Annotated in this window: 19 protein-coding genes and 1 pseudogene; 14 read left to right on the top strand and 6 right to left on the bottom strand. The window is 74.0% G+C overall.

Going from position 1 to position 22,034, the window contains the following annotated elements; all coding sequences use genetic code 11:
• Positions 1-28: 28 nt before the first annotated feature.
• The 3 genes and pseudogenes from ABME01_RS02810 to ABME01_RS02820 form a co-directional block, all read left to right on the top strand.
• On the top strand, positions 29-1,600 hold the full coding sequence (locus tag ABME01_RS02810; RefSeq protein ID WP_353826829.1) for a cytidylyltransferase domain-containing protein: 1,572 nt from the start codon (positions 29-31) through the stop codon (positions 1,598-1,600).
• Between the two features lie 23 nt (positions 1,601-1,623).
• Entirely contained in the window at positions 1,624-2,496 is an 873-nt protein-coding gene (locus tag ABME01_RS02815) for an N-acetylneuraminate synthase family protein (RefSeq protein ID WP_353826830.1), read from the top strand.
• Positions 2,493-3,542 (top strand): annotated as a pseudogene (locus ABME01_RS02820) (DUF6716 putative glycosyltransferase); the annotation flags it as partial. The gene ABME01_RS02815 and the pseudogene ABME01_RS02820, both read left to right, overlap by 4 nt.
• 240 nt (positions 3,543-3,782) lie before the next feature.
• Here the strand turns inward: ABME01_RS02820 and ABME01_RS02825 are convergent.
• Both ABME01_RS02825 and ABME01_RS02830 read right to left on the bottom strand, forming a co-directional pair.
• A complete protein-coding gene (locus ABME01_RS02825) occupies positions 3,783-4,319 on the bottom strand; it encodes a gamma carbonic anhydrase family protein (protein WP_353826831.1) in 537 nt (178 codons plus the stop codon).
• 9 nt (positions 4,320-4,328) lie between these two features.
• On the bottom strand, positions 4,329-5,651 hold the full coding sequence (locus ABME01_RS02830) for an APC family permease (protein ID WP_353826832.1): 1,323 nt from the start codon (positions 5,649-5,651) through the stop codon (positions 4,329-4,331).
• A 94-nt stretch (positions 5,652-5,745) separates the two neighbouring features.
• On the opposite strand from ABME01_RS02830, the gene ABME01_RS02835 reads away from it, so the two are divergent.
• Positions 5,746-6,249, top strand: coding sequence for a YbaK/EbsC family protein (locus tag ABME01_RS02835; RefSeq protein ID WP_353826833.1), 504 nt, complete (start codon positions 5,746-5,748; stop codon positions 6,247-6,249).
• On the opposite strand, the gene galK is transcribed toward ABME01_RS02835, so the two are convergent.
• Positions 6,246-7,406, bottom strand: a complete 1,161-nt coding sequence (galK, locus tag ABME01_RS02840) for a galactokinase (protein ID WP_436407387.1) — start codon at positions 7,404-7,406, stop codon at positions 6,246-6,248. The two genes, ABME01_RS02835 and galK, sit on opposite strands and share 4 nt — an antisense overlap.
• Positions 7,403-8,554, bottom strand: coding sequence for a galactose-1-phosphate uridylyltransferase (gene galT, locus ABME01_RS02845; protein WP_353826834.1), 1,152 nt, complete (start codon positions 8,552-8,554; stop codon positions 7,403-7,405). Before galT ends, galK begins: the two co-directional genes overlap by 4 nt.
• A gap of 83 nt (positions 8,555-8,637) precedes the next feature.
• Here galT and ABME01_RS02850 point away from each other — a divergent pair, with 83 nt between their 5' ends.
• Complete coding sequence (locus tag ABME01_RS02850) at positions 8,638-9,501, top strand: DeoR/GlpR family DNA-binding transcription regulator (protein ID WP_353826835.1); 864 nt, start codon at positions 8,638-8,640, stop codon at positions 9,499-9,501.
• A 10-nt stretch (positions 9,502-9,511) separates the two neighbouring features.
• On the top strand, positions 9,512-10,438 hold the full coding sequence (locus ABME01_RS02855) for an aldose 1-epimerase family protein (RefSeq protein ID WP_353826836.1): 927 nt from the start codon (positions 9,512-9,514) through the stop codon (positions 10,436-10,438).
• A gap of 9 nt (positions 10,439-10,447) precedes the next feature.
• On the opposite strand, the gene ABME01_RS02860 is transcribed toward ABME01_RS02855, so the two are convergent.
• Positions 10,448-11,626: a MarP family serine protease gene (locus ABME01_RS02860; RefSeq protein WP_353826837.1), complete on the bottom strand. Its 1,179-nt coding sequence runs from the start codon at positions 11,624-11,626 to the stop codon at positions 10,448-10,450.
• 124 nt (positions 11,627-11,750) lie between these two features.
• On the opposite strand from ABME01_RS02860, the gene ABME01_RS02865 reads away from it, so the two are divergent.
• The 8 genes from ABME01_RS02865 to ABME01_RS02900 all read left to right on the top strand — a co-directional run bounded on the left by ABME01_RS02865 (position 11,751) and on the right by ABME01_RS02900 (position 21,104).
• Positions 11,751-12,446, top strand: coding sequence for a DedA family protein (locus tag ABME01_RS02865; protein ID WP_353826838.1), 696 nt, complete (start codon positions 11,751-11,753; stop codon positions 12,444-12,446).
• Between the two features lie 153 nt (positions 12,447-12,599).
• Positions 12,600-13,190, top strand: a complete 591-nt coding sequence (gene sigK, locus ABME01_RS02870; protein WP_353826872.1) for an ECF RNA polymerase sigma factor SigK — start codon at positions 12,600-12,602, stop codon at positions 13,188-13,190.
• Positions 13,187-14,014: an anti-sigma factor gene (locus ABME01_RS02875; RefSeq protein ID WP_353826839.1), complete on the top strand. Its 828-nt coding sequence runs from the start codon at positions 13,187-13,189 to the stop codon at positions 14,012-14,014. Before sigK ends, ABME01_RS02875 begins: the two co-directional genes overlap by 4 nt.
• 48 nt (positions 14,015-14,062) lie before the next feature.
• Positions 14,063-15,433 carry an alpha/beta fold hydrolase gene (locus ABME01_RS02880; protein WP_353826840.1) on the top strand — a complete coding sequence of 457 codons (1,371 nt, stop codon included), beginning with the start codon at positions 14,063-14,065 and terminating at the stop codon, positions 15,431-15,433.
• A gap of 43 nt (positions 15,434-15,476) precedes the next feature.
• Positions 15,477-16,526, top strand: a complete 1,050-nt coding sequence (locus tag ABME01_RS02885; RefSeq protein WP_353826841.1) for an LLM class F420-dependent oxidoreductase — start codon at positions 15,477-15,479, stop codon at positions 16,524-16,526.
• A gap of 389 nt (positions 16,527-16,915) precedes the next feature.
• Entirely contained in the window at positions 16,916-18,370 is a 1,455-nt protein-coding gene (locus ABME01_RS02890) for a phytoene desaturase family protein (RefSeq protein WP_353826842.1), read from the top strand.
• Positions 18,371-19,307: 937 nt separating this feature from the next.
• A complete protein-coding gene (locus ABME01_RS02895) occupies positions 19,308-19,946 on the top strand; it encodes a DNA-directed RNA polymerase subunit beta (protein WP_353826843.1) in 639 nt (212 codons plus the stop codon).
• 270 nt (positions 19,947-20,216) lie between these two features.
• Complete coding sequence (locus ABME01_RS02900) at positions 20,217-21,104, top strand: aminodeoxychorismate lyase (RefSeq protein WP_353826844.1); 888 nt, start codon at positions 20,217-20,219, stop codon at positions 21,102-21,104.
• Positions 21,105-21,236: 132 nt separating this feature from the next.
• On the opposite strand, the gene pstB is transcribed toward ABME01_RS02900, so the two are convergent.
• Positions 21,237-22,016: a phosphate ABC transporter ATP-binding protein PstB gene (pstB, locus tag ABME01_RS02905; protein WP_353826845.1), complete on the bottom strand. Its 780-nt coding sequence runs from the start codon at positions 22,014-22,016 to the stop codon at positions 21,237-21,239.
• Between the last annotated feature and the right edge of the window lie 18 nt (positions 22,017-22,034).

Here is a 22,034-nt window from a genome sequence, read left to right on the forward strand (position 1 = left end):
CGTCGCGTCGCGCGCATAGCTTCGCGGCATGAGCCGCAGCGACCTCACCGAGGCCACCGCCGCCGACGCGGCCACGGGATCCGCCCAGGACGGCGCCGGCGCGAACGGGGAACCCGCCGCGCGCGAACCGGGCGACCGTGGCGCGGTCGGCGGCGGTCGGGGAGCCGGCGCCGCGCTCGCGACCGCGATCATCCCGGCCCGCGGCGGGTCGCAGGGCCTGCCGGGCAAGAACGTGGCGCGCATCGGGGGAGTGCCGCTCGTCGCCCGGGCCGTGCACGCGGCGCTCGCGGCGGAACGCATCGGGCGCGTCGTCGTCACCACCGACGACGCGGAGATCGCCGAGGTCGCGCGCGGCGCCGGCGCGGAGGTCGTCGACCGTCCGCCCGAGATCGCCGACGCGACCGCCTCGAGCGAGTCGGCGCTGCTGCACGCCCTCGACGCGCTGGCCTCCGGGACCGACTCGTCGGGCGACTCCGCGGACGGGGCGGCGGACGCGCCGATCACCGTCTTCATCCAGGCCACGTCGCCGTTCATCGACCCGGCCGACCTCGACGGCGCCGTCCTGCGGGTCGAGGGGGGCGACCGCGACGTGGTGTTCGCCGCGGTGCCCACGCACGGCTTCCTGTGGCGGGAGCGTGCCGACGACGCCGACGGGGCGAGCGCGGTCGGCGTCAACCACGATCCGGCGCACCGGCCCCGCCGACAGGATCGCGAGCCGGAGTTCCTCGAGACCGGTGCGTTCTACGTGTTCCGCACGGCCGGGTTCCGGCTCGCCGGGCACCGGTTCTTCGGGCGCATCGGCATCCAGCGCGTGCACCCGGACACGGCCGTCGAGATCGACGACGCCGCCGACCTCGCGCGGGCCCGCGCCCTCGCTCCGCGCGTGGACCGCCGACTGGCCGGGGCGGTCGCCGCGAGCCTCGCCCGCCGCGCCGGCACGGCGTGGGTGGCCGACCCGCGCCATCCGTTCCTCGACGTCGACGCCGTCGTCACCGACTTCGACGGGGTCCACACCGACGACACCGCGGCCGTCGACGAGCTCGGCCGCGAGTCGGTCCGGGTCAGCCGGGCCGACGGGGCGGGCATCGCCCGGCTCCGCGACGCCGGCGTCCCCGTCCTCATCCTGAGCGCCGAGGCGAATCCGGTCGTCTCCCGGCGGGCCGAGAAGCTCGGCGTGGACTGCATCCAGGGCGTCGCCGACAAGGGGGCGGCGCTGCGCGAATGGGCCGCCGCCCGCGGCCTCCGCCTCGAACGCGTCGCGTACCTCGGCAACGACCGCGGCGACATCCCGGCGCTCGACGCCGTGGGCTGGCCGCTGGCGGTGCCGGATGCCGCGCCCGACGCCCTCGAACGCGCCCGCCACGTGCTCGAACGCCACGGCGGGCACGGTGCCGTGCGCGAGCTCGCCGACCTCGTGCTCGCCGCGCGCGACGCCGTCGCCGCCGCGTCCGAGGCGTCCGAACGCCACGGCGCGGTGCGCAGCGACGCCGACGGATGGGACGGCGAGCCCGCCCCGCCGCGCGAATCGCGCGAACTCGACCCCGCACATCCCTCGCGCGAGCAGCGCGAGGCCATCGCCGCGTCGTCCGCGACGACCTGACCCACCACGAAAGCGAGCACCGGATGTCCGTGCGCATCGGCCACGCCGCCATCGGCGAGTTCGACCCCGTCTACGTCATCGCCGAGATCGGCCTGAACCACAACGGCGACGTCGAGATCGCCAAGCAGCTGATCGAGGTGGCCGCCCGTGCCGGCGCGCAGGCGGTGAAGTTCCAGAAGCGCACGCCGGACCTCTCCACGCCCGAGCACATGAAGCTGACGCCCCGCGAGACGCCGTGGGGCACCATGACCTACCTCGAGTACCGGCACCGCGTCGAGTTCGGCCGTGACGAGTACGCGGCGATCGCCGATCACGCGTCGCTCCACGGCCTCGACTGGTTCGCCTCGCCGTGGGACGTGCCCGCCGTGGCCGACCTCGAGTCGTACGGCGTCGTCGCGCACAAGATCGCGTCGGCGTCGGTGACCGACCTCGAGCTCCTCGAGGCGGTCCGCGCGACCGGCAAGCCGGTCATCCTCTCCACGGGCATGTCGACGATGGACGAGATCGACCGCGCCGTCACCGTGCTCGGCACCGAGCACCTGGTCATCATGCACGCGACCTCGAGCTACCCGATGCCGCCGGAGGAGGCGAACCTCCTCATGATCCCGGCCCTGAAGCGCCGCTTCCCCGGCGTGCCGATCGGCTACTCCGGTCACGAGCGCGGACTGCAGATCTCGCTCGCCGCGGTCTCACTCGGCGCGGTCGCGGTCGAGCGCCACATCACGCTCGACCGGACGATGTGGGGCTCCGACCACTCGGCGTCGCTCGAGCCGCAGGGCCTCGATCACCTCGTCCGCGACATCCGGATCATCGGCGAGGCCCTCGGCGACGGGGTGAAGCGGGTCTACCCGGGCGAGGAGGCCCCCAAGGCGAAGCTGCGCCGGGTGCTCGCGTGACGGATGCCACGACCCGACGGCTGCTCGTCGTCGGCGACTCCGACTCCTACGTGAAGTGGGGGGCGGCCCTCGCGTCGACCCTTCCCGGCGAGTGGACGTCGCGCCTGGTCGTGGTCGCCTCGCCGGTGCAGCCGAGCGCGCGCCAGCTCGAGCACGCCCTGGACGCCACCGCCTTCGCACCGCACGACGTCGACGTGGTGCCGCTCGACGGCCGGGGCGGGCTCGGCGACGTGCTGGACGCGTTCGCCCCGCACGCCGTGCTGCTCGCGCTGCGCGGGCCGTTCGTGCGCGTCGTCGCGCCGCGGCTGCTCCGCCGCCCCGACCGCCCCGCCCTCGCGAGCGGCTTCCCGGGCCTGACCATCCCGGCCGTCCCGAAGGCCGTGATCTACCGGGAGCAGACCGACCTGATCGTGCTGCACAGCCGGCGGGAGGTCCGCGAGTTCCGTGCCAACGCGGCCGAGCTCGTCGTGGACCGGACGTTCGGACTCGCGACGCTGCCGTTCCTCGCGGGCGAGGGCGTCACCGTGCCGGCCGACCCCGCCACCGGCGACCTCGTCTTCGCCGCGCAGGCGAAGGTCCCGATCGACCGCGACGCCCGGCTCGCGGTCGTCGGAGCCCTGGTCGAGCTCGCCCGCCGACGGCCCGCGCAGCGGGTCGTCGTCAAGGTCCGTGCTCGCCCTGGCGAGGCGCAGACGCACGAGGAGGCCCACGACTACGCGCAGCTCGTCACCGAGCTCGGAGCGCGCGTCGACCTGCCGCCGAACCTCGTGGTCGAGGACGGCCCGATGGCGGAGCACCTCGCGAGGGCGGGTGCGCTCGTGACCGTGAGTTCGACCGCGGCGCTCGAGTCGGTCGCGCTCGGCATCCCGACGCTCCTGCTCGACGACTTCGGCGTCTCGCCCGCGATGATCAACACCGTGTTCGAGGGGTCCGGCCTGTTCGGCTCGATGGCCGACCTCGTCGAGGGGCGGTTCCGGGGCGCCGACCCGGGCTGGCTCGCCGACAACTACTTCCACGGTCGCGCGGCCGACGACTGGCAGGCGCGCCTGTCGGCGCTGGTCGAGGCCCGCGAGATCGTCCCGCTCCCGGCGCTCGACCGACGCCACGACCTCGCGGGAGGCGCGCTGCGCGGCGCCTTCGAACGGCGCCGGATGCTGGGCGCGCACGACCGCAGCCTCGCCGGCACGCTCGCGTGGGGTGTCGGGGTTCCCGCGCGGGCGGTCGTGCGCCGCGCACGCCGGGCGCGCCGGAGGTTCGAGCGGTGGCTGGGGGGTCGCCCCGCCGCGTCAGTCGACCGGAGCCGTGTGCAGGAGGACGTGCTCGAGGTAGGCGTCGGCGTTGCGGCGGATGCCGTCCCGCTCGTCGGCCGTGAGCTCGCGCCGGACCTTGCCGGGGACGCCCGCGACCAGTGACCCGGGCGGCACGACCGTGCCCTCGAGCACCACGGCGCCGGCCGCGACGAGCGAGCCGCTGCCGATGACGGCGCCGTTCAGGATGGTCGCGCCCATGCCGATCAGGCAGTCGTCCTCGACCGTGCACCCGTGCAGCACCGCCCGGTGGCCGACCGAGACGCCGGCCCCGACCGTCACCGGGTAGCCGCGGTCGACGTGGCAGACGACGCCGTCCTGCAGGTTCGAGCGCTCGCCGAGCGTGATCGGCTCGGCCTCGGCGCGGAGCACGGCGTTGTACCAGACGCTCGACTGCGCCGCGAGGCGCACCTGCCCGACGACCACGGCCCCGAGCGCGACGAACGCGGTCGGGTCGAGCTCGGGCGCGGGCACGTCGGCGATGGTGAGGATGCGGGCGGACGGATCGGCGCTCATGCCGCCAGCCTATTGCCGCCCGCGCCGCGTGGTCCGGGCTGCGAGGGCGAGGCGGATGCCGCGGACGGCGACCCCGATCGCGAGCACCGCGGCGCCGGCGACGATCGAGGGCGGCGGGAGCGTGGCCACGAGCACGACGCACCCGACGGCGCCGAGCCAGGAGAGCGCGCGCGGCACGAGCCGCTCCGCGGCGGGCTGGGTGAGCGCCGAGGCGTTCGCGACGAGGTAGTAGACGAGCACGCCGAACGACGAGAAGCCGATCGCGCCCCGCAGGTCGGCGACGAGCACGAGCACGATGACCGCGAGGCCCACGGCGAGCTCGGCCACGTGCGGCACGCCGAAGCGGGGGTGCACGGCGCGGAGCGCACGCGGCAGCTCGCCGTCGCGCGCCATGGCGAGGCCGGTCCGCCCGATGCCGGCCACGAGCGCGAGGAGCGACCCGAGCGCCGCTACGCCGGCGGCGACGCGGACCAGGGGCTCGGCCCAGGGCCATCCGGCGACCGCCACGACGTCGACGAGCGGGGCGACGGATGCCGCGAGCCCGTCCGGGCCGAGCGCTCCCAGCGCGGCCGTGCCGACCAGCGCGTAGACCACGACGACGACGGCGAACGCGATGCCGATCGCCCGCGGGATCGTGCGGCGGGGCTCGCGGACCTCCTCGCCGAGCGTGGCGATGCGGGCGTACCCCGCGAACGCGAAGAACAGCAGGGCCGCGGCCTGCAGCACGCCGTACGCGCCGGGTGGAGCGGATGCGGCATCCGCGGCGTCGAGGGCGGCCCCGGCGCCCGCCGTGCCGACGCCCCAGCCGGCCCCCGCGATCGCAGCGGCCCCGGCGGCGACGACCACGACGAGCACGGCGAGCACCGCCGCCACGATCACCGAGGCGACGCGCGCGGTCCGCGTCACGCCGAGGACGTTGACGCCGACGAGCGCCGCGACCGCGGCGACCGCCACCGGCCGCTGCCACTCCGACGGCACGAGGTAGGCCGCCGCGGTGAGCGCCATCGCGGCGCAGCTGGCCGTCTTGCCGATGACGAACGCCCAGCCCGCGAGGAAGCCCGGCCACGCGCCCAGCCGCTCGCGGCCGTACCGGTAGGCGCCGCCCGCCTCCGGGTGGCGCACGGCGAGCTGCGCGGTCGATCCCGCGTTCGCGACGGCGACGGCCGCGGCGACCACGAGCCCGAGCAGCAGCCATCCGCCAGCGGCCCGCGCCGCCGGCGCCCACACCGCGAACACGCCCGCGCCGATCATCGCGGCGAGGCCGATCGCGACCGCACCGCGGAGGCCGAGCCGACGCGCCAGCGGCGCGGACGGGGCGGCGGGGTCGGTCACGCTCGAACCCTACGGCAGCGCGGTGAACGGTCGGCGACGCGGCCGCCGGCCCCCCGGCGAGGGGTGGTGCGGCATCCGCTCGTAGGATCGACGCATGACCGCCGAGTCCGCCGCCACGCCCTCGCACGCCGCCGTCGACCGGGTCAGCGCCGCGCTCGCGGCGCAGGGCGTCGCGCCGCGCATCGTCTGGTTCGACGACGCCGTGACGACCGCGAAGCTCGCGGCCGACGCGCTCGGCGTCGAGGTCGGCCAGATCGCGAATTCGCTGGTCTTCACGCTCGACGACGAGCCGATCCTGGTGCTCACCTCCGGCGCGCACCGGGTCGACACCGAATGGCTCGGGGCCGAGCTCGGCGGCACGATCGGGCGCGCGCCGAAGGAGGTCGTGAAGGCCGCCACCGGGCAGGTGATCGGCGGGGTCGCCCCGGTCGGGCACCCGGCACCCGTACGCACGTTCGTCGACGTCGCCCTCGCCGACTACGACGAGGTGTGGGCCGCGGCCGGGCACGCGAAGACGGTGTTCCCGACCACGTTCGAGGAGCTCGTCCGCCTCACCGGCGGCACGCCCCGCGCGGTGGACCCGGGCGAGGGAGCCTAGGCGTCGCGCCGCGCACCCTGCGCGGCGTGCACGGTGAAGACGCCGGGCTCGCGGAACCCCTGCTCGGCGAACGACTCCTGCACCTTCCGGGTCACCACGGGCACGAGCGCGTCGATCACGAGCGCGATCGCGGCGCCGCCGAAGCCGCCGCCCGTCATGCGTGCGCCGATCGCGCCGGCCGCCTGCGCCGTCTCGACCGCGAGGTCGAGCTCGGGCACCGAGATCTCGAAGTCGTCGCGCATCGACACGTGCGAGGCGTCGAGCAGCGGCCCGATCGCGCCGGGGCCCTCCTCGCGGAGCGTCCGGACGGTGTCGAGCACCCGCTGGTCCTCGGTCACGACGTGGCGCACCCGACGGAAGGTCTCGTCGTCGAGGATCTCGCGGGCCCGGTCGAGGTCGTCGACCCGCACGTCGCGGAGCGAGTCGACGCCGAGGGCCCGCGCCCCCGTCTCGCATGACGCCCGGCGCGCCGCGTATCCGCCCGTCGCGTGGGAGTGGCTCACGCGCGTGTCGATGACGAGGAGCGACAGCCCCGCTTCGGCGAAGCCGAGCGGGATCACGTCGGCGTCGAGGCTGCGGCAGTCGAGGAACACGCCGGAGTCGGCCTCGCCGAGCAGCGACGCGGACTGGTCCATGATGCCCGTCGGCGCGCCGACGACGCGGTTCTCGGCGAGCTGCCCCACCTTCGCCAGCGTCGGCCGATCGAAGCCCAGGCCCCAGTGCTCGTCGAGCGCGAGCGCGACCGCGCATTCGATCGCGGCGGAGGAGGAGAGCCCGGCGCCGACGGGGACGTCGCTGTCGATGTAGAGGTCGACCCCGCGCACGTGGAGCAGGTCCGCCCCGAACTCGGCGAGCGCCCAGACGACGCCGAGCGGGTAGGCCGCCCAGCCGTCGACGGCATCGGGCGTCAGCTCGTCGAGGTGCACCTCGACGACCTCGGGCGAGAACGTCGAGGCGACGCGCACGACGCGGTCGTCGCGATCGCCGAGCGCCACGACGGTGCGCCGGTCGATCGCGAACGGGAACACGAACCCGTCGTTGTAGTCGGTGTGCTCGCCGATGAGGTTCACCCGGCCGGGAGCCGACCAGACGCCGGCCGCGCGGCGGCCGAACTGCTCGGCGAACAGGTGCTGGGTGCCGGCGACGGCGTCGGTCACAGTTCCACTCCTTCGATGGCGGTGCGCAGCGCTGCGGCCTGCGTCTCGGGCGGCACGTCGCCGATCCAGGCGCCCATCGCGGCCTCGGAGCCGGCGAGGTACTTCAGGCGATCGGCGGCGCGGCGGGGGCTCGTGAGCTGCATGGTCAGCCGGACGTCGTCCCGGTGCTCGTGGACGGGCGCCTGGTGCCAGGCGGCGATGTACGGCGTGGGAGTGTCGTAGAGGCGGTCGACGCCGCGGAGCAGTCGCAGGTACACGTGGGCGAGTTCGTCGCGCTCCTCGGCGTTGGAGGCGGCGAGGTCGGGCACGTGGCGGTTCGGGACGAGGTGCACCTCGACCGGCCAGCGCGCGGCGAACGGCACGTACGCCGTCCAGTGCGCACCCGCGATGAGCACGCGATCGCCGGCGCGTTCGCGCTCGAGGATGTCGGCCTGCAGGCCGGGGCCGTACGCGTCGATCGAGGCGAGGAGCCGCTCGGTGCGCGGGGTCACGTAGGGGTAGGCGTAGATCTGCCCGTGCGGGTGCGGCAGCGTGACGCCGATCTCGCGCCCGCGGTTCTCGAACGGGAACACCTGCTGCACGCCGGGAAGCGCGGAGAGCGCCGCCGTGCGATGCGCCCACGCCTCGATGACCGTGCGGGCGCGCGAGACGGACTGCGTGCCGAACGAGCCCTCGTGCTCGGGGCTGAAGCAGACGACCTCGCACCGGCCGTTCGAGGGCCGGCGTCGCTCGAGGCCCACGGCCCGGACGTCGGCGAGGGCGGATGCGGCGGCATCCGGCGCACCGGTCCAGTCGGGCAGGTCGGGCCCGAACGAGGGGGACCGGTTCTCGAACACCGCGACGTCGTAGGTGCTCGGGATCTCGGACGGGTTGGCCGGGGTCTGCGGAGCGAGCGGGTCGGCGTCGGCCGGGGGGAGGAACACGCGGTTCTGGCGCGAGGCGGCGACGGAGATCCAGTCGCCGGTCAGCGGGTCCTGGCGCATCTCGGCCGTGGCCGGGCGGGGGTCGAGCGCCCGTGCGTCGAGGGCGCGCTCGGCGGGAAGCGTGGTGTCGGCGTCGTCGAAGTAGATGAGCTCGCGCCCGTCGGCGAGCGTGGAGCGTCGGACGGCGACGCGCGGATCGAGGATGCCGGGTTCGATGGTGCTCACGGGGTCACGGTACGTTAGTTTCGTTTGAGAAACAAGAGTGTTTCGTATTGCAAAGTCATGTGTGCGGACGCGAAGATGGTGACATGGCCACAGATCAGCGCGGCGACGGCGACCGGGTGCTCGCGGGTGGTGCGGCCCGAGACGCGGCGCACCGACGCGCCCTCACGGCCGACCTCGTCGCCGAGCGGGGGTTCGTCCGGGTCGTCGAGCTCAGCGACTCGTTCGGCGTCACGCCGGTGACCGCCAGGGCCGACCTCGACGCGCTCGAACGGGCCGGGCTCGTCCGCCGCGTCCACGGCGGGGCCGTCCCGGCCGGCACCGGCGCCGCGGAGCCACGACCCGAGCGCGAGCCGAGCTTCGAGGAGGCGCTCGAGGCCTCCGTCGTGCCCAAGCGGCTCATCGGCGAGCGGGTGGCGGCCATGGTCCGCAGCGGACAGAGCGTCATCCTCGACGTCGGCACCACCACGCTCCAGGTCGCCCGGGCGCTCCGTGCGCGCGACGACCTCGACGACGTGACCGTCTTCACGAACGGCCTCTCGATCGCCCTCGAGCTCGAACCCGAGATCCCCCGCTTCACCGTCGTCGTCACCGGCGGCACGCTGCGGCCGCGCCAGCACTCGCTCGTCCACCCGCTCGCGGGATCGATCCTCGACGAGGTGCACGTCGACCTCGCCGTCATCGGCTGCAACGGCGTCGACCCGAGGCTCGGCGTCACCAACGCCAACCTCCCCGAGGCGAGCGTCAAGGCGCTCATGCTGCGCCGGGCGCGTCGCGCGATCGTCGTCGCCGACGCCGCCAAGCTCGGCGAGGTGCACCTCGGCCGCATCGCGCCGGTCGACGCGTTCGACGCCGTCGTGACCGACGCCGCCGCGCCGGAGGTGCTCGTCGGCGAGCTCGTCGACGCGGGCCTCGAGGTGATCATCGCCCGCGAGGGCGACCGGCCGTAGGGTGGTCTGCATGACCCACCCGACGGGCGACCAGTTCGAGCTCGAGACGACCACCTCCACGGGCGACCTCCGCGCGACCGTGACCGCGGTCGCCGCGGGCCTGCGCACGCTGACCCTCAACGGCATCGATCTCGTGCCGGCGTACGGCGACGACCGCACCCCGCCGTCCGGCTCCGGCATCGTGCTCGTCCCGTGGCCGAATCGCATCCGCGACGGCGTCTGGCAGCACGGCGAGCGGACGTACCAGCTCGCGATCACGGAGCCGGCCCGCCACAACGCGATCCACGGGCTGCTCCGCTACGCCGAATACGTCCCGGTCGAGCAGGACCGCGACTCCGTGACCCTCGCGGCCACGATCTACCCGCAGCTCGGCTATCCGTTCACGGTCCGCACGGCCGTGCGGTACGAGCTCGTCTCCGACGGACTCGAGGTCACGCACTTCCTCGAGAACCTCGGCGCCGACCCGGCGCCGGTCGCCGTCGGAACCCACCCGTTCCTGAAGATCGGCGGGGTCCCCACCGAAGACCTCGTGCTGCGGCTCGACGCCGACAGCCACCTGGAGGTCGACGACCGGCTGCTGCCGACGGGCGAGGTGCCGGTCGACGGCACCGACTGGGACTTCCGCGACGGACGCCGGGTCGGCGACGTCGACCTCGACGATGCGTTCGGCGAGCTCGCCTCGGTCGACGGCAGGGTCGAGCACACCCTGCTCGCGCCCGACGGCCGCTCGGTCTCCGTGTGGGCCGACGACGAGTTCGCCTACGTGCAGGTGTTCACGACCGACGCCTACCCCGGCGAGAGCACGGCCATCGCGGTCGAGCCCATGACGGCGCCCGCCGACGCGTTCAACTCGGGCAAGGGCCTGCGCTGGCTCGACCCGGGCGAGCAGTGGGAGGTCCGCTGGGGCATCCGCTTCGCCGGGTTCACCGCCGAGTAGCCCCGAGCGTCAGAACGCGCAGCGCCCCGAGTCGACGCGCTCGCTGAGCGACGGGGCCTCGTCGGCGAGCGGCTGCAACGTGCCCACCGGCACCGCGAAGCCGACGTTCTCCACCGTCTGGGACTTCGCGAAGACGACGCCGCCGACCAGCCCGTCGTCGGTGATCACCGGACCGCCCGAGTTGCCGTGGTCCACGTCGGCCGCGAGGGTCACGACCTCGCGCGCACTCGTCTCGCCGTCGATCGAGATCGTGATCGGGCCGTCGGCCATGACCCTCGCCGGCCGGAGCTCGAGCGGACCGCCGAACGGGTAGCCCGCGACCGCGACCTCGTCGTCGGCGCCCGGGGCCTCGGCGACGGCGAGCGGGGCGACGCCGAGCCCGTCGGTCGCGATCACGGCGAGGTCGACGTCGGGGTCGAACGCGACGACGCGGCCCGAGACCGGCCCGCGCCCCGGCGCCTCGACGATCGGGTCGGTGACCCCCGCCACCACGTGCGCGTTCGTCACCACGCGGTCGGGCGCGATGACGAAGCCCGAGCCGGTCAGGTTGCCGCCGCACTCGAACGCGAGCCCGGTCACCCGGACCACCGATGCGGCGGCCGCCTGCACCTCGGGATCGTCGACGCCGCCGGAGGGGAGATCGGGGGCGACCGTCGGCCCGTCGAGCACGCCGGTCAGCCACGGGATGGCGCCGCCGAGGGCGGCCGAGCGCAGCTCGGCCATGAGCGTGCGTGCGGGGTCCGGCGTCACGCCGTCGATGGCGCGCACGACCCAGGAGCCCGTGACGGCGGGCGAGACGACCGGCACGCCCATCGTCCCCACGCCCGAGGCGACGAGCGCGACCACGAACGCGGTCACCATCGTGTTCACGATCGCCCCGAGGATCCGGTCGAGCAGCCCCAGCTTCACCTTCTCGGCACCCTGTCCGAGCGTCCGACCGATCGCACCGCCGAGCGACCCGCCGGCGATCACGAGCACGATCGCGACCGCGATCGCGATCGGCGCACGCCATTCGGGCGCCGCGATGAGGGAGATCAGCCACGGCATCGCGAAGTAGGCGACGACGGCGCCGGCCAGGAGCCCGAGCAGCCCGCCGAGCGTGCGGAGCAGTCCGCTGCGCCATCCGTTCACGAGCGCGCCGATGAGCACCAGCACGAGCACGAGGTCGAGCAGGAGGCTCCAGGGCATGCGGTCGCTCCGATCCGGGGGGACCACCAGCCTCCCGCATGCGGCTCGGAAGGCGCTGTGCGGCGTCGGCGGCGTTACCGGGCGGTGAGCGGACATCCAGCCACGAGCCGGTAGCCTCGAACCCATGACGACGACAGCCCTGCATGCCGCCGCCGCTGCCCAACCCGAGCTCACCGGGCTCGCCGCGTGGGCGGTCGACCTCATGGAGGCGCTGGGAGCACCGGGTGCGGGACTGGCGATCGCCCTGGAGAACCTCTTCCCGCCGCTGCCGAGCGAGGTGATCCTGCCCCTGGCCGGATTCACCGCCAGCCGCGGCTCGTTCGGCCTGCTCGAGGTGATCGCGTGGACGACGGCCGGCTCCGTGTTCGGCGCGCTCGCGCTCTACCTCGTCGGCGCGCTGCTGGGGCGTGACCGCACGCGCGCGATCATCAAGGCCATGCCGCTGGTCGACGTCGCCGACGTCGACCGCACCGAGGAGTGGTTCCTCGCGCACGGGACGAAGGCCGTGCTGTTCGGTCGCATGATCCCGATCTTCCGAAGCCTCATCTCCATCCCGGCCGGCATCACGCGCATGCCGATCTGGCGGTTCCTCGCGCTGACGACGCTCGGCAGCCTGGTGTGGAACACGGTGTTCGTCGTCGCCGGATTCGTGCTCGGCGAGAACTGGCACCTCGTGGAGCCGTGGTCGGACGTCCTGCAGAAGGTCGTGATCGCGGGCGTCGTGATCGCCCTCGCGCTCTTCGTCATCAAGCGCGTGCGCCGCATCCGCGCCCACCGCGAGGCCGTCGCCCGCGGCGAGGCGACTCGCGGCGGGATCTGAGCGACCCGACCAACCCGCGAGGGCGTCGGCGCCGAACCACGGGTGGACCACCACCCCGGTGGATCGCCGTCAGGAGCCGTCATGACCCTCGCACCCGTCCTCGAGCGCGTCGCGCCCGCCTCGACGGTGACGCCGCGCGACGGAGCGTCTGACATGCTGGACCGCGTGGATGACGCCGAGCCCGAGCCCGTCGCGTCCGGCCCGAGCCTCGAGGACCTGCTGGTCCGGACCGGGACCGGCGACCGTGGCGCGTTCGCCGAGCTCTACGATCGCTCCGCCGCGCGCGTGTTCGGCCTCGTCCGACGCATCGTCGTCGACCCCGCGCAGGCCGAGGAGGTCGCGCAGGACGTCTTCCTCGAGGTCTGGCAGACCGCGCCTCGGTTCGATCCGAACCGCGGCGCCGCGGTGTCGTGGATGTTCACGCTGGCGCACCGGCGAGCCGTCGACCGGGTCCGCTCGTCGCAGTCGGCCCGCGATCGCGATGCCCGGATCGGCGCACGCGACGTCGACGTGCCCACCGACACGGTGGCCGAGGCCGCGGAGATCCGCCTCGACCACGATCGCGCCCACGAGGCGCTCGCCGACCTCAGCGACCTGCAGCGCGAGTGCGTCGCGCTGGCCTACTACGGCGGCCTCACGCAGAGCGAGATCGCGGAGCGACTGCAGGTGCCGCTCGGCACCGTGAAGACCCGGATGCGCGACGGCATGGCCCGCCTGCGCCGATCGATGGGGGTGAGCGCATGACCGTGCCCGGAGCCGGGAACGAGCGGATTCCCGAGGACCTCGACGCGCTGCTGGCCGCGTACGCCCTGGACGCGGTGACGGACGACGAGCGCGCCGACGTCGACGCGCGCCTGGCGTCGTCGCCCGAGCTGCGCGATCGCGTGCGCGAGCATCGCGAGGCGGCGTCGGCCCTCGCCGTCGCGACCGAACCCGTCGCCCCGCCGCCCGGTATGCGGGCGTCGATCCTGGACCGCCTCGACGAGGTGCCGCAGGTCGGCCCCGAGGCGGACCCGCGGCCGGTGCCCGCTCCGGCGGCCCCGGCACCCGTGACCCCGGCCGAGGCGCCGGCGGCTCGCGCCGAGCCGGGACCGGCCGAGCGCACCGCTCGCGCCCGCTGGTTCGCTCGGCCCGGAGCCGTGCTCGCCGCGGCGGCCGCGGCCGTGCTGCTCATCGCCGGCGCCGTCGTCGGCGTCAACTGGGGCGGCCCGGCGGGGTGGGGCGCGCAGCGCCAGGTGCAGGCCATCGCCGACGCACCCGACGCCCGCAGCGAGACCGTGGCCTCCGCGGGTGGCGGCGACGTCACGCTCGTGTGGTCGGAGGAGCTCGGGCGCTCGGCCGTGCGCGCGGAGGACCTCCCCGACGTCGGGTCCGAGGCGACCTACGAGCTCTGGTACATCGACGAGTCCGGCGCCGCTCCGGCCGGGACGTTCGATCCCGCCGGCGGCGCGGCGTACATCGTGCTCGAGGGCGCCTTCCGCCCCGGGGTCGTCGTGGGGATGACCGTGGAACCCGCGGGCGGCTCGCCCGCACCGACGACCGAACCCGTCGCCGTCTTCGCGACCTGAGGGCTAGCCTGAGCGCGTGAGCATTCGCGCCCGGCGCGGAGCGGGCGCATGATCCCGCCCACGAGGTTCGCGTCGCGCGACGGCGTCGACCTCGCCTACAAGACGTTCGGCTCGGGAACCCGCGACATCCTGCTGGCGTTCGCCTTCGTCTCGAACGTCGACGTCTTCTGCGAACTCGCCGAGCACCTGGAGTTCATCGAGCGGCTCGAGGCGCTCGACGCCCGCGTGATCCTGTTCGACAAGCGCGGCACCGGGCTCTCGGGGCGGGTCGGCGGCGAGACCTCGGTCGACGTGCGGGCGGACGACCTCGTCGCGGTGCTCGACGCGGTCGGCAGCCGCCGCGCGGTGCTCATCGGATGGTTCGACGGCGGCGCGACGTGCCTGGTCGCCGCCGCCCGTCATCCGGGCCGCGCCGAGGCGGTCATCGCGTTCGAGGCGCTCGCCGTCGGCCGGCCCGTCGAGGGATTCCCGTGGGGCGTCGACGCGGCGTGGATCACGGGACTGCTCGAGGGCATCGGTCCCGAGCGGTGGGGCAGCGGCGACGTCGGGAGGCGACTCTGGCCGGCGGCCGCCGACGACCGCCTCGTGGCGTGGTGGCGTCGCTACGAGTCGATGTCGGCCACGCCGACCGCGGCCAGGGGAGTGGTCGAGGAGATGGCGCGGCTCGACATCCGCGATGCGCTCGAACGGGTCGAGGCGCCGGTGCTGGTGCTGCACGACCCGTCGCTCGGCGGCATCGACGAGGCGGCCATGCGCTGGCTCGTCGATCGGCTGCCGGACGGGCGGCTGCGCCTGGTCCGCCGGGCCGGCGGCATGCCCGCGCTGCTGCCGTCCGAGGACCTCGTCGACGAGATGGAGGAGTTCCTCGTCGGCACGCGCAGCGGCGGTCGACGCGAGGTGCTCACGACGGTGTTCACCGACATCGTCGACTCGACCGCGGGACTCGCCCGGATGGGCGACGAGCAGTGGCGCAACGTGCTCGCGGGCCACGACCGCGCCCTCCGCGCCTCGATCGCCCGATACGGCGGGCGCGAGGCGAACACGACCGGTGACGGCGTCGTGGCGACGTTCGCGCTGCCGTCGTCTGCGCTGCAGTACGCGGCGGAGGCGACGACGGCCGCGGCCGGCCTGGGCCTGACCATCCGGGTCGGGATGCACGCCGGGGAGGTCATCACGCGGGACGGCGCGCTCATCGGGATGGCCGTCCACGCGGCCGCCAGGATCTGCGCGCTCGCCGCGCCCGGCCGGGTGCTGGTGAGCGAGGCGGTGCGGCTGCTCGTCATGGGGTCGCCGCTCGAGTTCGCGTTCGAGGATGCGGGGGAGCGGACGCTGAAGGGCGTCCCGGGCACGTGGCACCTCTGGTGGCTGGGCCCGGGCCGAGCCGGTGCGGAGCGGTCCGACACGTCGGCTAGGGTCTGAGGTGGCCCGAGGGCCGACCACCCACGACGACGAGGAGTGTTGCATGCGGATCGGCATGTTCCTGAACTACGCCGGCGGATTCCGCGAGGCGGCCGACGAGGTCGCCGAGCTGGAGCAGGCGGGGGTCGACCTCGTCGCCGTCCCGGAGGCGTACTCGTTCGATGCCGTGAGCCAGCTCGGCTTCCTCGCCGCCCGCACGTCGCGGATGACGCTCATGAGCGGCATCCTGCAGCTCTACACGCGCACGCCCACGCTCACGGCGATGACGGCCGCGGGCCTCGACTACGTGTCCGAGGGACGGTTCGAGCTCGGCATCGGCGCGTCGGGCCCGCAGGTCGTCGAGGGGTTCCACGGCGTGCCCTACGACGCGCCGGTCGGGCGCGTGGGCGAGATCGTGGACGTGTGCCGGATGGTGTGGCGTCGCGAGAAGGTCGTGCACGAGGGGCGTCGCTACCGGATCCCGCTGCCCGAGGGCGAGGGCACGGGCCTCGGCAAGCCGCTGAAGCTCATCAACCACCCCGTGCGCGAGCGCATCCCGATCACGGTCGCCTCGCTCGGCCCGAAGTCGGTCGAGCAGACGGCGGAGATCGCCGAGGGCTGGCTGCCGATGTTCTTCCACCCCGAGCGGGCCGCCGACGTGTGGGGCGCCTCACTCGAGGCGGGGCGCGCGCGCCGCGCCCCCGAGCTCGGCGAGCTCGACGTGTTCGCGAGCCCGGCGCTCGCCATCACCGATCGGCCCGAACTGGTCGAGGCGGCGATCGCGGCGGTGAAGCCGAACCTCGCGCTCTACGTGGGCGGCATGGGAGCACGCGGCAAGAACTTCTACAACGACCTCGTCTCGAGCTACGGCTTCGGCGCCGAGGCCGAACGGATCCAGGACCTCTACCTCGACGGCCGACGCGAGGAGGCCGTCGCGGCCGTGCCCGACGAGCTGGTGCGCGCGATCTCGCTCATCGGCTCGCCGGCCGAGGTGGCCGAACGCGTCGCGGCCTTCGCCCGCGCCGGGGTCACGACGCTCACGGTCACGCCGCTCGGCCGCGACGCGGGGGAGCGGCTCGCGCTGATGTCGGGACTGCGCCGCATCGTCGGCTGAGCCGATCGTCGGCGGAGCCGGCTGCGGTCGAATCGGCCGCGGCCGAGCCCGTTCCGCTGCATCCGAGCATCGCTCACGTCCAGTCCCCCGTTCGCGGGTGTTCCGTGCTCCGGATCGCGGACGTACGCTCGGTGCACCGCACGAGGCCGTGCGGCAAGGGGACACCTGGGGAGGAGCCGCCGCGTCGGGGCATCGAGGCCCGCGAACCCCTCGAGCCCCCCACGGCGGTGCCAGGCCCGGCATCGCAGGGCTCGACGCAGTCTGTCCGCGGTCCGCCGTTCGCGTCCCGGTCGGCCTCCGATCCCCGGGCATCCGCGCTCGCTACCGGCCGCGTGGCATCATGGTGCCCGTCGGGCCGGGTCGACCGAGCCGCCCGGCCGGGAGGTCGCATGGCCCGTGGAGCCGCCGTCGACGCCGTCGTGGTCGGGTCCGGTCCGAACGGGCTCGCCGCAGCGGTGACGCTCGCGCGCGCCGGGCTGTCCGTCAGGGTCGTCGAGGCCGCCGACGAGCCGGGCGGCGGCAGCCGCACCGCGGAACTGACCCTGCCGGGCTTCCGTCACGACGTCTGCTCGGCCGTGCACCCCATGGCGCTCGCCTCGCCGTTCTTCCGGGCGTTCGGGCTCGAGCACCGGATCGAGCTGCGGACGCCCGAGCTCTCGTACGGGCATCCGCTCGACGGCGGGCGGGCCGGGCTCGCCTGGCACGACCTCGACCGCACGGCCGAGGGCCTCGGGCGCGACGGACGCGCCTATCGTCGCCTGCTCGGCCCCCTCGTCGCGCATGCGTCGGCGGTCACCGAGTTCGCGGGGTCGACGCTCGTGCGCGTGCCGAGGCATCCGTTCGCGGGAGCCGGCCTCGGCCTCGCGGCGCTCGAGCAGGGCACACCCGCCTGGAACCTGCGGTTCCGCGAGGAGCTCGCCCCGGCCATGCTCACCGGCGTGGCCGCGCACGCCATCCGCCCGCAGCCGAGCCTCGGAGCCACGGCCGCCGGGCTGGTGCTCGCGATGCACGCGCACGCGCGCGGATGGCCCATCCCGGTCGGCGGCAGCGGCGCGATCATCGCGGCGCTCGTGGACGACCTGCGCGCCCACGGCGGTGAGGTCGTGACCGGAACCGCGGTGAGCGATCTCCGGGAACTGCCGTCGGCCCGCGTGGTCATCCTCGACCTCACGCCGCGGGCGCTCGACCGGATGGCGGGGGAGCGCCTGCCGGGTCGCTATCGCCACGCGCTCCGGCGGTTCCGGTACGGCAACGCCGCCGCGAAGGTCGACTTCGCGCTCTCGGGGCCGGTGCCGTGGACGGTGCCCGAGCTCGCCGTGGCCGGCACCCTCCACCTCGGCGGTTCCCGCGAGGAGATCGCCGCGGGGGAGCGCGACGTCGCGCGCGGGCAGCATCCGGAGTCACCGTACGTGCTGGTGTCGCAGCCGACGGCCTTCGACCCGACGCGCGCGCCCGAGGGGCGCCACGTCCTGTGGACGTACACCCACGTGCCCGCCGGGTCGACCCTCGACCCGACCGAGGCCGTCACGCGGCAGGTCGAGCGCTTCGCGCCCGGGTTCCGCGACCTCGTGCTCGCCTCCTCGTCCCGTTCGGCGCAGCAGATGCAGGCCGAGAACGCCAACTACATCGGGGGCGACATCGCGGCGGGCGCCCCGACGCTCGCACAGCTCATCCGGCGCCCGGTGCTCTCCGCCGATCCCTGGCGCACGCCGCTGCCCGGCGTCTACCTCGCGTCGGCGTCGACCCCGCCCGGGCCCGGCGTGCACGGTCTCGCCGGCTGGCACGCCGCCCGGAGCGCGCTGCGCCACGAGTTCGGGCTCGGGATGCCACGGCTCGCGCCGTGAACCGTGCCCAGCTCCCATTCCGGGACGACGCGCACCGGATGCCCGCGATGTCGCCGCGACCTCGGCCTTCCGGGGGGTACGAGGCCGCACCCCGTCGGCCGCGACAGTGCCCCCGCCCGCGACAGTGCCCCCACAGGGACTCGAACCCTGGACCCACGGATTAACCTGCTGCACTGAGTTTCCCCAGCCACCGACGAGCGGCTTGCAGTCTGGACTATATCTTCACCTTCGGCCGGACCGGTCAGGTGCGCCGCGTGTAGTCTCTGAGGTTCCCTCTCGGTTACCTGCTGATCGCCCAATCCCTCGGATTGTCACTGCCGATACGGCGAGTACCTCGGGCTCTCAGGGTGTTCCAGCATATAGCGGCGTCCATCCACCGCATTTCTGCGATGACGCTCCTGTGTTCTGTTGAAGTCCGTTGCTCTAACCAACTGAGCTATAGGGGCGAGTCCACCATAACAGCCCGCGAACGCCACTCCCGGCGCTCGGGGCGAGCGTTCGACGCAGTGTCGGCAGCAACCTCTAGCGTCGATTCATGCACACGGAAGGATGCGCATGAAGACCTGTCCGACGTGCGGTCGATCGCTCCCCGCGACCGCCTTCAACGTGCGTGCGCGATCCGTCGACGGGCGTCAATCCGTGTGCCGGGAGTGCAACTCCGCGAGAGCGCGACGGTACTACGCGGAGAACTTGGAGCACCATCGGAGGCTCGCGAAGGCGGCGTACTCGTGGCGGAGAGTGAGCGCCGAGATCGCGAAATGCGATGTGCGGTGTCGCAACTGCCACGCCATCGTCACGTACGAGCGGGTGGGCGCAACCTGGCGGACCGAGCTTGTGCAGGATGCCGTTCCCGATCGAGCCCGACCCTTCGACCGCACGATCCGCTGACCGCGGAACCCCAACCCGGGTTGCAGCATCGAGGGGTATCGTGTGCGCGATGGCCGCAGACTTCCACCGCCCCACGCGCTTCCCGCCGAGCATGTTCGAGGGGTACCTCGGCGCCGAGGACCCGGCGCAGGTCAGTCGCGTCGCGCACGACACCGCGGCGGCGGTGCTCTCACGCGTGCGCGCCGACCCCGACCCGGAGATCGTCGCCCGACTCGTCTCGTACGCCGACGAGCACGGGATCGACGCGATCGCGGAACTGTGGTCGCAGGCCTCGCCGAAGAGCCTGCCCGGCGCGCTCTGGCGGCTCTACCTCCTCCGCACGATGATCCGGCAGGACTCGCAGGGCGTCAGCCTCGCATTCCAGCGCGGCACGGAGGTCTCGCACACCATCGACCAGGTGGTCGCCGGTGCGGCGATCCCCGCCGGTCCGGCCGAGATCCGCGACCTCGCCGACACCATCCTGCGCGGCGCCTTCGCGGGCGACTTCGCGGCCGCGCTCGAGCGGGCCGGAGCGTTCTGCCGCGTCGCCTCGACCGGCTTCGCGAGCCTCGCCGACGACGCGGATGCCACCGACGCCGTCCACGCCGACCGGCCGGGCCGGCTCACCCAGCGCGCGCTGCGACTCTCGGCGCTCGCCGAGGAGTTCGCGGCGTGCGCCCGCCTCTGGCGGCACGACAGCCTCGACTGACCGGGCACCGGGCTGTGCCATCCGATCGACACGCCCGGACCGCGCGCCGGGCGAGCCTCGGGAATAGGTTCCCAGGTCACCTCGTTTAGACTCTTCGTGGCCGGTCGCAGTAACCCCGGGCTCCAAATCTCGCCGCTACGAGCGGCCTCGCGCCGAGAGGCGTTCTGCGGCCGGCCATCTCCATGCCCGCGTGCGACACCCGAGCACGGGCGACGCGGCGGAGCCGTGCCGCACCTGCCGTGGGCGACCCCCGCGGCGTAGCATCGGGGCATGGCCGACACCGTCTCGTTCCTCGTCGACCCCCTTCCGGTCGACGCGTCAACGGAGTTCCTGGAGGCGTCCTTCCGGGAGATCGAACCCGGGGCGCCGGCGCTCGCCGTGAACGACTTCGCTCCGCATCGCGGGGACGGCGTCTTCGAGACGCTCGCCGTCGTCGATGGTCACGTGCAGGAGGTCGGACCGCACCTGGCTCGGCTGGCCAACTCGGCGCGCCTGACGGAGCTTCCCGAGCCGAACCTGGAACAGTGGCGCCTGATCATCCAGCGCGCCGCCGAGCGGGTCCCGGCGGCGGGGGAGTTCGCCCTCAAGATCGCGCTGAGCCGGGGGCTCGACCCGGGCACGACGCCCACCGGCTGGGTGCACGTGACACCCGGTGCCGACTTCCGCGCGCAGCGCGAGCAGGGCCTCCGCGCCGTCACGCTCGGTCGCGGCGTCGCACGGGGCGCGGGCGAGCAGGCGCCGTGGCTGCTGCTCGGCGCGAAGACGCTGAGCTACGCGTCGAACATGGCGGCGATCCGCGAGGCGAAGCGTCGCGGCGCCGACGACGCGATCTACGTCTCGTCCGACGGGTACGTCCTCGAGGGGCCGACGTCGAGCCTGCTCGCGCGGCTCGGCGACGTGGTCGTCACGCCGCCGCCCGCCGCCGGCATCCTGCACGGCACCACCCAGCGGAGCATCTTCGCCCACCTCGAGCAGCAGGGCGCGACGGTCGAGTACCGCGACCTGACGGTCGACGACCTGCGCGGCGCGGATGCCGCGTGGCTGGTCTCGAGCGTGCGGATGGCGGCGCCGATCGCCGAGCTCGACGGCGAGCCCATGCCGGTCGACCTCGAGGCGACCGCGGAGTTCAACGCGTACCTGCTGAGCCCGCGCGACTGAGCCCGCGCGACTGAGCCGGCGCGACCGAGCCGGCGCGACCGAGCACGCGCGACCGCGCCCGCGCGAACCGGGACGCGACGACGACGGCCCGGCCCCCGAGCGGGGACCGGGCCGTCGATGCCGCGGTGTCGATCAGCCGAAGCGACCCGAGACGTAGTCCTCGGTCGACTTCTCGGACGGGTTCGAGAAGATCGTGGTCGTCTCGTCGTACTCGATCAGCTTGCCCGGCTTGCCGGTGCCCGCGATGTTGAAGAACGCGGTCTTGTCGGACACGCGGCTCGCCTGCTGCATGTTGTGGGTCACGATCACGATCGTGTAGTCCTTCTTGAGGTCCTCGATGAGGTCCTCGATGGCGAGCGTCGAGATCGGGTCGAGGGCCGAGCACGGCTCGTCCATGAGGATGACCTCGGGCGAGACCGCGATGGCGCGCGCGATGCAGAGGCGCTGCTGCTGGCCGCCCGACAGGCCCGACCCGGGACGGTCGAGACGGTCCTTGACCTCTTCCCAGAGGTTCGCGCCGCGCAGCGACGTCTCGACGAGGTCGTCGGCGTCCGACTTCGAGATGCGCTTGTTGTTGAGCTTCACGCCCGCGAGCACGTTCTCCTTGATCGACATCGTCGGGAACGGGTTCGGACGCTGGAACACCATGCCGACCTGACGGCGCACGAGCACCGGGTCGACCTCGGGGTCGTAGAGGTTGTTGCCGTCGATGAGCACCTCGCCCTCGACGCGCGCGCCGGGGATGACCTCGTGCATGCGATTCAGGGTGCGCAGGAACGTGGACTTGCCGCAGCCCGACGGGCCGATGAACGCGGTGACGCTCCGGGGCTCGATCTCGAGGGAGACGCCCTCGACCGCCAGGAACTTGGAGTAGTAGACGTTGAGGTCCTTGACCTCGATTCGCTTGGACACGACGTTTCCTTACTGGGG

The sequence above is a fragment of the Agromyces litoreus genome (genome assembly GCF_040496015.1).
GTDB lineage: Bacteria > Actinomycetota > Actinomycetes > Actinomycetales > Microbacteriaceae > Agromyces > Agromyces litoreus.

Excerpts from the sequence above, each read along its gene's own strand:
- ABME01_RS02880 (WP_353826840.1), top strand. The coding sequence starts at position 14,063 with ATGATCCCGCCCACGAGGTTCGCGTCGCGCGACGGCGTCGACCTCGCC.
- ABME01_RS02895 (WP_353826843.1), top strand. The coding sequence starts at position 19,308 with ATGGCCGCAGACTTCCACCGCCCCACGCGCTTCCCGCCGAGCATGTTC.
- ABME01_RS02825 (WP_353826831.1), bottom strand. The coding sequence starts at position 4,319 with ATGAGCGCCGATCCGTCCGCCCGCATCCTCACCATCGCCGACGTGCCC.
- ABME01_RS02865 (WP_353826838.1), top strand. The coding sequence starts at position 11,751 with ATGACGACGACAGCCCTGCATGCCGCCGCCGCTGCCCAACCCGAGCTC.
- ABME01_RS02815 (WP_353826830.1), top strand. The coding sequence starts at position 1,624 with ATGTCCGTGCGCATCGGCCACGCCGCCATCGGCGAGTTCGACCCCGTC.
- ABME01_RS02860 (WP_353826837.1), bottom strand. The coding sequence starts at position 11,626 with ATGCCCTGGAGCCTCCTGCTCGACCTCGTGCTCGTGCTGGTGCTCATC.
- ABME01_RS02875 (WP_353826839.1), top strand. The coding sequence starts at position 13,187 with ATGACCGTGCCCGGAGCCGGGAACGAGCGGATTCCCGAGGACCTCGAC.
- ABME01_RS02890 (WP_353826842.1), top strand. The coding sequence starts at position 16,916 with ATGGCCCGTGGAGCCGCCGTCGACGCCGTCGTGGTCGGGTCCGGTCCG.
- sigK (WP_353826872.1), top strand. The coding sequence starts at position 12,600 with ATGCTGGACCGCGTGGATGACGCCGAGCCCGAGCCCGTCGCGTCCGGC.
- ABME01_RS02885 (WP_353826841.1), top strand. The coding sequence starts at position 15,477 with ATGCGGATCGGCATGTTCCTGAACTACGCCGGCGGATTCCGCGAGGCG.
- ABME01_RS02900 (WP_353826844.1), top strand. The coding sequence starts at position 20,217 with ATGGCCGACACCGTCTCGTTCCTCGTCGACCCCCTTCCGGTCGACGCG.
- ABME01_RS02835 (WP_353826833.1), top strand. The coding sequence starts at position 5,746 with ATGACCGCCGAGTCCGCCGCCACGCCCTCGCACGCCGCCGTCGACCGG.
- ABME01_RS02810 (WP_353826829.1), top strand. The coding sequence starts at position 29 with ATGAGCCGCAGCGACCTCACCGAGGCCACCGCCGCCGACGCGGCCACG.
- ABME01_RS02850 (WP_353826835.1), top strand. The coding sequence starts at position 8,638 with ATGGCCACAGATCAGCGCGGCGACGGCGACCGGGTGCTCGCGGGTGGT.
- ABME01_RS02855 (WP_353826836.1), top strand. The coding sequence starts at position 9,512 with ATGACCCACCCGACGGGCGACCAGTTCGAGCTCGAGACGACCACCTCC.